The 12,594-nt window shown below is 35.8% G+C and carries 9 protein-coding genes; 8 read left to right on the top strand and 1 reads right to left on the bottom strand.

From position 1 onward, the window contains the following. Positions 1-219: 219 nt before the first annotated feature. On the bottom strand, positions 220-3,006 hold the full coding sequence (locus SGJ10_11025; protein ID MDZ4758650.1) for an OmpA family protein: 2,787 nt from the start codon (positions 3,004-3,006) through the stop codon (positions 220-222). 244 nt (positions 3,007-3,250) lie between these two features. On the opposite strand from SGJ10_11025, the gene SGJ10_11020 reads away from it, so the two are divergent. From SGJ10_11020 to SGJ10_10985, 8 genes are all read left to right on the top strand, one after another. Then, a complete protein-coding gene (locus SGJ10_11020; protein MDZ4758649.1) occupies positions 3,251-3,409 on the top strand; it encodes a hypothetical protein in 159 nt (52 codons plus the stop codon). A 392-nt stretch (positions 3,410-3,801) separates the two neighbouring features. After that, entirely contained in the window at positions 3,802-5,130 is a 1,329-nt protein-coding gene (locus SGJ10_11015; GenBank protein MDZ4758648.1) for a T9SS type A sorting domain-containing protein, read from the top strand. Between the two features lie 111 nt (positions 5,131-5,241). Next, entirely contained in the window at positions 5,242-7,254 is a 2,013-nt protein-coding gene (locus tag SGJ10_11010) for a TonB-dependent receptor (protein ID MDZ4758647.1), read from the top strand. After that, entirely contained in the window at positions 7,251-8,264 is a 1,014-nt protein-coding gene (locus tag SGJ10_11005; protein MDZ4758646.1) for an HmuY family protein, read from the top strand. The genes SGJ10_11010 and SGJ10_11005 overlap by 4 nt, the downstream gene beginning before the upstream one ends. 101 nt (positions 8,265-8,365) lie before the next feature. Continuing rightward, the gene (locus SGJ10_11000; GenBank protein ID MDZ4758645.1) at positions 8,366-9,583 is read left to right on the top strand and encodes a hypothetical protein; all 1,218 of its coding nucleotides are present in this window, start codon (positions 8,366-8,368) and stop codon (positions 9,581-9,583) included. Positions 9,584-9,597: 14 nt separating this feature from the next. Then, a complete protein-coding gene (locus SGJ10_10995; GenBank protein MDZ4758644.1) occupies positions 9,598-10,026 on the top strand; it encodes a Rieske 2Fe-2S domain-containing protein in 429 nt (142 codons plus the stop codon). Positions 10,027-10,037: 11 nt separating this feature from the next. Beyond that, on the top strand, positions 10,038-11,105 hold the full coding sequence (locus SGJ10_10990; protein ID MDZ4758643.1) for an imelysin family protein: 1,068 nt from the start codon (positions 10,038-10,040) through the stop codon (positions 11,103-11,105). 95 nt (positions 11,106-11,200) lie between these two features. Beyond that, the gene (locus tag SGJ10_10985; protein MDZ4758642.1) at positions 11,201-12,580 is read left to right on the top strand and encodes a di-heme oxidoredictase family protein; all 1,380 of its coding nucleotides are present in this window, start codon (positions 11,201-11,203) and stop codon (positions 12,578-12,580) included. Positions 12,581-12,594: the final 14 nt, after the last annotated feature.

The raw sequence follows: 12,594 nt of genomic DNA, 5'->3' as shown, positions 1-12,594 counted from the left end.
TGTAAATAAAAAAGGGCAGCATTCTAAGTTTTAAAATTCGTGTTTCAAACCTTTATATTTATTAGAATCGAATTATGAAAGAGGTCTATTGAGTTTCGGCATTATTTTCTTTATCGCCATCAAAAAAATAGCCACTAGTATATTTCAACTAATGGCTATTATATACTCTTCTACCTAACTTTCCAAAAGTTTTAAACTTTTGGAAAGTTATCATATTAACTACAAACTTATCCCTGCTCTCACACCCACAAAGCGAATCAATGGGCCAGAATTAATATATATACTTCCGCTAAATATTTTCATGCGGGCTGATACGCCCAAATGCACATAACGCGGAGCTGCATTATAATTATCATTAACCCCACCGGTACGCAGCAACCCTATATTATACCACAACTCAGGCGATACATTAATTCCTTTGGCAGCTTTATACATAGCACGGATTCCAATAGGGAAGGATGAGGCAAACTTAACTCCTGATTTGCCGACATAGGGCGAATCTGTTTTATACAATTGGGCATTAAATCCTGCTAGAGCAACATAGTTTTTCATGAAACGCATTTCACGGACAGTGCTTGCATCTACCAACCATTTAGTAATAGTTGATTTTGCAGGTAAATATATAGCGATACTTTGTGCTTTAAGCGGTGTACTGCTCGATTCGGAGAATTTAACAATATTGATTCCACCACCTATTAACATATCTTTTGTATTTGACCCATTGTCTTTGGGATTATATCTTAATCCATAATTTCCCACAAACGCATTGAATTTTTTCTGTGGATATTCTTCTATTTTGATAGGAGAATTATCATTATCTAAATTGAGGTTTGGTGTTTTTCCATAGAAATTTTTTGATGCAGGTTTATATGATTTATCAATAAATGTAACACCATCGCTACAAACACTACCTGCGGGAAGTCCGCCCAATTTACCCGCTTTTTGTAAAGATGATAACATATCAAACTTACTCAAATCTTTTTTCTCTTGTTCCAATTTGGCAAATTCACCACTTCCTTCGCGGGGTTTGATTTCGGTAATCTTTACTTCCACACGACGGTTGCGTTGCTTGCCCTCGTCAGTTTCGTTGGGGGCAATAGGTTGTGCCTCTCCATATCCAACTGCAGTCATACGATTATCAGGAACATTTTTGCTCACCAGATATGTTTTTACAGAGGCCACACGTTCTTGAGATAATTTCTGGTTGGCATCGTCAGCACCAACATTATCAGTATGTCCGCCAAGTTCTATAATAATCTCACTACGGTTCATAATATCAACCAATTTGTCCAATTCTATCATAGATTCTTTACGCAAGGTTGCTTTTCCGATATCGAAAAATATGTTCTTCAATTCAAATTTCGCACCTACTATAATACGTGTTACTTTATAATTCATGTTCAATTGCAAATCGTTCTCTTCACCTAGCCATTGTGCTTTGGCATCATATACTAAATAGTCGAATTCTTTGGAAGCTTTTTTATAGTTTTCGCTCAACGTAGTATATTGTGCGAACGCTTCGCTGATATTGGTATTTTTACTATCAATCAGTTTTTGCATTTCGGCATTGTACTTATCCAAATCAGCTTTAAGTTCTTTGATACGGTTCATTCTTGCCCCAAATTTTTCTTGGATAGGAACTTTGTTTACATATAAGTTTGGGTTTTCTAAGTCCAATGTATCTTGAAGATATAAGAAACCACGTTGGTCTATCACCACCAAGTATTTTTGATACGCAGGCAATGATACATAATATTTTCCATCGGCTTTATTACTTGAAATTCGGGCAGCTTCTTTATTGGTAGCCATATTAATATATTTGAGCACCACACCTTCTGTCGAGTCCTTTTCGTTAATCACCAAACCAGTTACGGTATATGTTTTTTCTGGTCGTGCCCCTTGCGGCATTACCATTTCATAAATATCTGTTGCACCCAATCCATCAGGCTGGTCACCACGAATTAGGTAAGCCCTATTGCCCGATGCAGGTAATGTAAAGTATTTTTCTTCTTCTAATGTATTTACATATTTCCCCAAGTTTACGGGCTTGCTCCAACTTGTCCAACTGTCATCTAAGCGTTTGGCATAAAATATATCTTTTTTACCAAAACCAGGGTGACCATTAGAACAAAAGTATAATGTTTTGCCATCGGCTGCAAGTTGTGGGGCTCCTTCAAATTTGCCTTTAACATTGATGGTTGGGCCAATGTTTAAAGGTTTAGTCCATCCTTCATTGGTAAGGAATGAAACATAAATGTCGGCTTCGCTTTTGTCTTCGCGGTCACTGATAAACAATAAGGTCTTACCATCGGGTCCTAAGCTTGCTTGCGATTCCCAGTTATTGGTATTAATTGCTCCTCCCAGATTACAAGGAGTTGTCCATCCACCAGCTACTTTACAGCTATAGAATAAGTCGCCACTACCGAAACTGCCCACATAGTTACCAAATAAAATAGCAGAGTTGCCATCGGGCGACATAGCTTTAAGTGCCTCGTGTGAGGTGGTATTGAGTTGTCTGAAATTTTCGGCTGTGCCCCAATTACCTGTAGTTGAATCGCGTTTGCTGAACCAAATATCTTCTCCACCCAATCCGCCAGCTCGGTCATAGCCCACAAAATAAAGTGTTTTGCCATCGTTGCTAATTACAGGACTATACTCATCACCTTTCGTATTGATTATACTCCCCATGTTTTTCACACGTACTTCATCATCATTCCGTTGTAATAGTTCCAACCAACTATCTCCAACTTCTTTATTTGCCTTGGGGTCTTTTTCCAAATAAAGTTTAATGGCATCTATTGCCTCGGGTATTTGGTGATTGGCAAAATAGCATTTGGCGAGTGGAAGGTATTTTGAAGGGTCAGTTTTAGCTTCTTGTTGATAGCTGCCCATAGCCTTCAAATACTCTCGCTGGGTGAAAAATTTGTCTCCTTCTTGAGCCCTTAAAGTACTAAAGGTAAGCAGAATAGTCATAATCGTGAGAATTGAACTTAGAATTTTTTTCATGGTTTTATTGGTTTTTATTTGATGCAAAAGTAGGGTCTAGTTTGTTAAACTAATATACGCTTTTCGTGGTATTTTGCGATACCGTTATCAGGGTATATTTAAACACCATGATAGTTTCTATTTTTATAATAGTCGTGTGGGAAACATTATTATTTTGGTTAAGTCTAAATAGATAAATATTTGCCACCAAAACATACAAAAATGAACACAGAGAAAAATCAGATAGCTATTAATTATATTTATTGTGAACCAGACTATTGTAGAGCGATTTGAGGTGTTTTTTTGCAAAAGAACCAAAGCCATCGACCGTTTAGAAGGATTTCACAACATGCATGTACTTAAGCCAGCAACCGAGGGTAGTTATTTAATAGTTAGTTTTTTGGGATATAGAAGTGCATTTTAAATAATGGAAGCAATCTCCAGAGTTTTTAGAATGGTAATATGTTTGGCTGAATTCATCACAATCGACGCAATCTTTGCTATGAACCACTTTAATAATTCATGATTTTCAAATTTAAAAAAGGCTAACAAAGATTATTTTTGCATGAAGCAAGTTTGCTATTTTGTTATTACGTTCCTAAACTATGATACATGTATATTAAAAACACAAAATCTAAAAATTCGGCTCCTTATTTTTATTCCTATATTTTTATTGCAAACTCCCAAAAGCATATTGTAACATATTCGTCAAAATCCCAATCTTGACATAACTCACACCTAATATTACAATAACTTTGCAGCCAATCAAATCAACAAGTAAATTTTATTTCATTTATTAGACACAATCAAAAAATCATGATTAAAAAATTCCTATTCTCTTTATTAGCTTTTACAGCATTTACTACTTATGCCCAAAACTGGGTATACGATAGTGTTTACCTTGGCCCTGGCTATCGTAACGAAGTTTATTATTCGCTCAAAAACAAAATGGTTGATACTGTTCCTGTTCGCAATTGGCATATGGCCTTTAGTGCAAAGGGAGGTAAAGACGCAGCCTATTATACCATTTTGGTAAATCATTCTAACGATGTTCGTGTCGCTAAATATCCCAATAGTGATATCACGGGTTGGTCAGCATTCGATACTGCAGGTTGGAAATCATGGCGTAGATTTTTCAATGGCGACGAGAAATGGTCAGAAGGAGCATTGAACAGAGACCCAGAATCGCATCCTTATTATTCATGGGGTGTATATAATAGTAATGTGGCTGGAGAAATTGATGGTGACTCTATTTTTGTAATTTATGCCACACCTAACCCGCCAGCTCAGCCTTGGGCAAAGAAATTTTATGTAGTCGCTCGCAAATCAGTTTCTGGTGTTCGTTCATGGACCTTCAGATATGCAAATTTGGATGGAACAGGTGATACCACTGTTACCTTAATGGATAATAACTATAACAAAAATAATTTCATGTATTATAACTTAATGAAAGATCAAGAATTAAAACGTGAGCCTGATAACAATAAATGGGATCTTCTTTTCACTCGCTATTTTGCAAAACAAACTGACCCCAGTAATCCCTACTATCAAGTAACTGGTGTGCTTCACAATGTTCCTTGCAAGGCAATCAGAATTAAAGGTGAATTAAGTGACCTAGTTAGTGTAACCGACACTGGCGACAGCAGGTTTAGCGATAAAATAAATACGATTGGTTACGATTGGAAAACTTTTGATTTTAATTCCAATAAATTTCTTATGGGCGATTCGTTAACATATGTAGTGCTTAATTCAAATGTAGAATCGAATGCAACAGTTACCTACGAAATATATAAATTAAAGTTCACTGGTTTTGGGGGCGGTGCCAATGGAAAAGTTGCATTTGCTACGCAAAAAATGTTGACTCTAAATACGGCAATCAATACCGTAGACGAAAATAAATTTGTATATACATTGTCACCCAATCCGTCAAATGGAAACACACAATTGTTTGTGAATACTGAGAAATTGAGTGCTATGCAAATAAATATATATGACCTAAATGGCAAATTAATATATAACCAACAAGCAAAAAATAATGGTTTCCATGTATATAGTCTGCCTACCGAAAATTTGGGCAAAGGATTATATATAGTAAATATTCAATGTGGCAATAGTCAACAAACAGAGAAATTAGTGATTCAATAGTTAACAGTTAGCAGTTTACAGTTGCCTACGGCGAACAATTCTGCAATCCCGATAGTCTTGCCGCGGCGGGGGGAGTCAACTGCTAACGGTCAACTGCCAACTAAAAAAGTTTTGTACCACAAAAAAAACATATCACATGCGAAGCACCTCATTGGGGTGCTTTGCTTGTTTTTATTATTTGAGGATTCCTATTCTCAAACACCCTTAGACTCTATGATAGTAACAGGGCAAATGAAAAATACAACCGTTGATTTGTCGGTGCAAAAAGTGAAAGTGATAGATAGGGCTAAGATTGATAAAATGGGTGCGATTAGTTTGAGAGATGTACTTACCAACGAGCTTAATTTTCGTATCACCCAGGATGCGGTTCTGGGAAGCCGCATTAGCGTGCAGGGCCTCAGCGGTAGTCAAGTAAAAATATTGTTGGATGGTGTTCCTATTATTGGTCGTTTGGATGGCAATATAGATTTGAATCAAATTAACCTGAATAATATAGAACGCATCGAAATTATAGAAGGACCTATGTCCGTGATATACGGTACCGATGCGAGTGCAGGCGTGGTGAATTTGATTACCAAAAAGAGCACAAAAAATTTGTATGATATCAATGCCAATATATATCACGATAACAAAGGCAATTATAACTATGACTTTGGAGGAACTACAAAAATAAGAAAATCTTTACTAGGGATTAGTCTCGGGCGTTATCTGTTTGATGGTTGGGATCCCAATGAAGACCCCTATAAAAGACAAATGTTATGGAAACCCAAGGAGCAATATTTTGTCAATATATATTATAATTTTAATACTGGGAAAATAGCACACCGTATTGCGGCAAACTATTATAGAGAATTTTTATTAAGTAAAGGTTCGCCCAATGTAACTCCTTTTGATGCCAAGGGAATAGATGACCATTTCATTACGCATCGTTCGCAATTAACATGGCAGATTGATAAAAAATTAGGGAAAAGAGGTACACTTAGTTTTTTAAATTCATATAGTTTCTACCAACGCAAGCATAATGAATACGTAAAAGATTTGGTGGATGGGAAAACGATACTATCTGGCAATAAGGAAAACCAGGACACTACTCGCTTTGCTTTGTTGCAGTTAAGAGGGAATTATATCAGGCAAAATAAAAAAGGGAACTACACCAGCCAATTCGGTTATGATATAAACTCCGATCATGCCGCAGGTAAAAGATTTGGAGGAGCAAAAAACTATATCAATGATTATGCTTTGTTTTTTAATAATGAATATAAGCCCACCAAAAATTTGGATATAAAAATCGGGTTTAGGTTTGCTTATAATACACGTTTTTCAGCCCCTGTTACGCCAATGCTTGGTATGCGTTATCAGTTGAACAAGAATAATGTTATCCGATTCTCAGCTAGTAAAGGATTTCGTGCACCTACGCTCAAAGAACTTACCTTTAACTTTGTGGATGCAAATCATATAGTTTTGGGGAATGAAAGTTTAAAAGCCGAACGTTCAAATAATATACAACTCAATTATACCTATACCAAGCCACTTAGAAAAGAACGTTCAATCAAAGTTGATGTTTCCACCTTTTATAACAGGTTGAATAACATGATTACCTTATTACAATTGGATGCTTTAACGAACCTAAATCAGTATGTAAATATTGATAAATTTGCTAGTAAGGGTGGTACACTACAATTAGCGTATCATAGCCCCAAATTTACAATTCGAACAGGTATTTCCAAAACTGGGCTGAATAATTATTTCAATCAATCAGACAAGTTTTTTTATTATAATGAAATTAATTTTAGCAGCGATTATAAGTTTAAAAAATATAATAGCAGTATTTCATTGTTTTATAAAATAAATGGCAAACAACAAAGATATATTTACGACGAATATAATAATATAGCTGTGGCATATATTAATCCTTGGCAATGGATGGATGTGTCGTTCAATAAGAAATTTGCAAAACAACACATAAAACTTATTGCAGGCATCAAGAATTTATTGAATGTAACCAGCGTGAATTCAACCATGAAAGAGGGCTCTCATACACAGTCGGGGTCAAGCCCTGTTGGAATGGGAAGAGTGTTTTTTATCACCTTTAAATATGATTTTTCTAAAATTTTAAAGTCATGAAATTAGTAAATAGACATAGTATATATATAATTTTCGCACTGGCTTTATTCAGTACACAATCCTGTATGAAGAAGGATCCCAAATGGAAATTGGAGAATAATGCCGATGGGCTAGTGGAAGAGTTTAATATGGGCGATTCATTTCAAAATGTAGTTTTCTTTGATTGCGAAACAGGAAATTTTATTTCGAAAAGTATTCATGATTGGGATATTGCATTTGCATGCGACCCAAACAAATTTGGTATACAACTAAACACGGGAAGTAATTTAGCGGTGTATAATACCAATGACACCGCTTTCCATAATAAATATAGTAAACCACCGTTAAATAAATTACAGTTCGATCATCCTCAAGGATCATTGGACAGCACAGGGTTTAGACAATGTTGGGATAAATTTTCCTTGATCTTAAATAAAAGTATATTTATTATACGTTATGTTAAAGATACCTCAGGACCCCAGGACAGATTTATTATATTTCAAGCCTTGGAAAAGACGGCTAATTATTTTAAGTTCCGATGGAGGTATTTAGAATCTTCATCAACTAATTATACGGTAGAAAAAGTATTCTTCGATAAAAATTATAATTTTGTGCATTATAAATTTGCCAATAAGAAAGTATTATTTTTTGAACCTCCCAAAGAAGACTGGGATTTTAAGATTACCAAGTATACAGATTTCCTAATTAACTTAGGGCAACCTTATCCCTATATAGTAAGGGGAGTTATTTCCAATCATTATAATGTGCTTTGTGCAGTTGATTCCAACTATAAATATGAAGATATTAGTTTGCAAGTTGCCAAAACTTTTCAATATAGCGACTTCAAAGATGCCATAGGTTATGATTGGAAGTATTATGATTTTGCTTTGTCGCGTTATACAGTTCGTAAAAACAGGAATTATATTATTCGTAACCGAAGCAATGATTATTTTAAACTTAAGTTTGTTGATTATTATGATAAACAAGGCAAGCCTGGCGTTCCCAAGTTCGTGTTTAAAAAATTGCGTTGACAATGAGATTTTTGTGATTTTATTTAGAAAAATTCTAAATAAACTTGTTTGGACTGAATACAGATAATAATTTTGCCCCATAAAAAAAAACCATAGGCAAAATGTTAAAACGCATCATCATTTTATTTTTAGCCATTATTCCATTGTTGGCATCGGGGCAAATAATTACCCACGAAGATAGTTTGGCTGCTGGATTGCAGTTAAGGGGAAATAGAGCTACGGCCATATCGGGTTATGGAGAAGTATTATATACCCACGATATCAATAATAAGCTTGGTTTGGCCAATTTGCGGAGAAATGTCTTATTTGTAGGCAATAGGTTCAATGAGAAATTATCGTTCTTTAGTGAATTGGAATTGGAGAATGCAAAAGTGGAAGGCGGGAAAGCTTCGGGAGAGATAAGTTTGGAGCAATGTTTTATCAAGTTCGACATAAACAGATCACTATATGTAAACGCTGGTTTTTTCACGCCACGTATAGGTCTTTTAAACGAAAACCATCTGCCCACAACTTTTAATGCTAACGATAGACCTGTAGTAGAAACTATGCTTATTCCTGCTACTTGGCGTGAGGTAGGTGTAGCTATATATGGAAGTCCACGAAGCATTCCAGGGTTTAATTATAGTATAGCGTTAATGAACGGATTGAATGCATCCGGATTTAGTTTGAGCGAAGGCATTAGAGGAGGCAGAGGTGAAGGCAGCAATGCACAAGCTAGGCAGAAAGCAATTACCGCAGCTGTATTATATTATTATGGCCCATGGCGTTTGCAGGCTTCCTCTTATGTGGGAGGCAGTGTGGGTACTGACAATCAATCTGCAGATATACTAGGGCTTTCTACTGGACCATTTGGTACACCTGTGTTTCTGAATGAGGCTAACTTGCAATATCGTAAAAGAGCAGTTCATATTAAATTTTTAGCAGTACAAATCAATGTACCTGATGCCAGTTTGCTCAATACTGCTTATTCTAATAATATTGCAAATATTTCCCGTGGTTTATATGCAGAATATTCTTATGATATATTTTATAAGAAACATCAAGGAGATAAACAATTCAATATATTTACCCGTTATGAATTTGTAGATATGAACGCCAAATTACCAACCAATGGAATCGCCAATAAATATTATACCCAACAGCATATATTTGCTGGCTTTACTTGGATGCCACATCGTGGAGTGGGTGTGAAATTCGATTATCATTATATAAATAATGGAGAATTTAACCAACAGCTAGTGCTTAACCCACCTCCTTATGCATTGCCTTATTATACGAATAATCATTATATAAATTTGGGTGTTTGTTATAGCTTTTAACGAAAAATTGATAATTGGAACGTAAATTAAACAGAAAAGATTTCATCAAATTTACTTGCAATGCGGCATGTAGTGCAGGTTTGGCAATTAGCATGCTCAATGTTGAAGGTTGTTCCCCCTTCCCTGTTATTAAAACAAAACACGATAAAGGGATGATAAAAGTCCCTTTGTTAAGTGTGAAAGAAAATAAAGATACCATAGTTCGAGATTTGGATTTGGAATATGATATTATGATAAAGAAAAAGGATGACACATATATCATTTTCGTGTTAAAATGTACCCACCAAGATTGGTTGTTAAGTCCTAATGCCAAAGGTTTTAACTGCTCTTTGCATGGAAGCACTTTCGATACAGAAGGTAAAGTAGTTAATGGGCCTGCCTCATTGCCTTTAAAGCAATTAAATTACAATATAGAACAGGAAAATCTAGTAATAACATTATAGTAAATAAATCCATGAAAAAATATCTTTATATTATAACTCTGTATGCTATATTTATTTCGGTATCGTGCAATAAAAAGCCAGTAGTTACCGAACCCGATGTAAATAAAGTTACCAGTAGTATTTTAAACGATTTCCCGACACATATTGCGGAACCAATTCTACTTGATTTGTCTAATAAAGCAAATGACTTAAAAAATGCTATTCAAACATTTGTGATTACTTCTACTGACGCTAATTTATTGGCAGCACAACAATCTTGGTACGGTACGCGTCAAATTTGGGAGCAGTCTGAATCATTCTTATTTGGCCCCGTTGCCGATAAAGGGTTAGATCCCTCCATCGATGATTGGCCTATTAGTTATACTGAGATTGATTCAGTATTAAAAAGCAGTAACGTCTTTAGTGCAACTTATATACAAGGTTTGAATACAACTTTAAAAGGATTTCATCCAATTGAATATATGTTATTTGGATTTGGTGGTAATCGCAAAGCTAATGAATTAACCTCCCGTGAGAAAGATTATCTTTTGGCCTTAGCAGAAAATCTTAAATTAGTAACTACACAAATGTATACAGAATGGCAAGCCCAAGGAAGTAATTTTTCATTACAGGTTAAAAGTGCGGGCACAGTTAATAGTAAGTACAAAACTCGCAAAGAGGCATTGTTGGAAATTGCCAATGCTATGATTGGTATTATAGGTGAAGTAGGAGAAGCAAAGATAGGCGAACCTTATACAGCTATGGATTCAATGCTTGAAGAATCACCGTTCTCAGGTAATTCATGGAAAGATTTTGCAATGAATATTAAAGGAGCAAAAAATGTATATTTGTGCAACTATTCTGGCAATGGATCAGGCTTACATGCCCTCACAGAATTATATAATAAATCATTGGATTTAAAAATTACCCAAAAAATGGATGCTGCCTATAGTAATTTGAATGCATATTCTACAAAGTTTGGAAAAGCTATATACAATGAAAGACCTGCGGTGGAAAGTACGGTTCAGTTATTAGCAGATTTGAAAAATATATTAGAAAACGAACTTATTCCTTTGATACAAACCTATGTGAAAAATTAGTGCACAGTATACAGTTTGATGTTAATAGTTAAAATGCAAACAAATTAAAATCCCGATAGTTATTGAGAGTAAACTACAAACCGCCAACTTCAAAAATGTTCAAAACAAAGATATACATATACCTCGCCTTCTTTCTACTGGCAATTACTAGTATTATATATTCGTGCAGAAAGCCACAGCCATTTGATGATGAGAATTTGGATGAACGCATGAGTGGAGGTGACTGCACTGCATTTGATGAAAGTGCAGGAGCTTTTGGCAATGTGATTGGCGGACTGTCGGATGAAGACACACGCGTACACGATTTGGGAGATGGCTTTTTTGAGAAAACATTTGTGCCAGTAAGTGCTATTTCACTAGGGGTGGGATTGGGACCTTTGTTCAACCAGGTTACTTGTGTTCGCTGCCATATAAATGAAGGAAGAGGCACACCTCCTATGCCTGGGCAACCTTATCAATCTATGTTTTTTAAATTGAGTTTACCCGGTGTTGACGATCATGGAGCTCCGCTGTCAGTGCCTGGTTATGGCACACAATTGCAAGACAAATCTATAGCAGGAGTGAATGCTGAAGGAACCATGCAATTGGCATATAATTATTTCACCGAAAAATTGGCTGACGGTACTGATATATCCTTAAGACAACCCGTATATCAATTTGTGAATTTATATACTGCGATGCCTGCAAATGTATTATACTCTCCCCGCGTGGCCCGTCCCAATTTTGGAATGGGATTGATAGAAGCAATTAGCGAAGAAAGTATATTAAGCCATGCCGATCCCAATGATGTTAATGGTGATGGGGTTTCTGGCAGACCTAATTATGTATATGACTATATAACAAATAAATCTAATTGTTTGGGAAGAATTGGTTGGAAAGCAGCAGTACCCAATATTAAAAACCAAGTTGCAAAAGCATTGAATGAAGATATTGGTATCACCACTTCCATATTCCCAGTTGAGTATGAAACTACCCAACAAGGAGGGAAAATAGAACTGCACGATAGCATAGTAACGGCATTAACTTTTTACATGAAAACTTTAGCAGTTCCTGCACGCAGAAATGTGAAAGATGAGACCATAAAATTGGGACAGAAATTATTTAAAGTTTCGGGTTGCGTGAAATGTCATGTAGATAAGCATGAGACCTCAACTGATGTTTCCTTCAAACCATTATCAGCACAAATTATTCGTCCTTATTCCGATTTTTTATTGCATGATATGGGTGCAGGACTTGCCGATGGAAGACCCGAATTTGATGCCACCGGATATGAGTGGAGAACCCCGCCACTCTGGGGTATAGGGCTTACCCAACGTGTAAATGGCAATACTAATTTTTTGCATGATGGGCGGGCAAGAAATTATATAGAAGCAATTATGTGGCATGGTGGCGAAGCACAATCAGCAAAGGATAATTTCAAGAAATTAAGCAAAGAAGAACGCGACGCTTTGGTGAAATTTTTGGATAGTTTGTGAGTGTACAGTGTGGT

It is taken from the genome of Bacteroidota bacterium (assembly GCA_034439655.1).
Taxonomy (GTDB): Bacteria; Bacteroidota; Bacteroidia; order UKL13-3; family UKL13-3; genus CANJUD01.
Note: the sequence above shows the minus strand (reverse complement) of the source record. Positions and strands in the feature narration are given on the sequence as shown.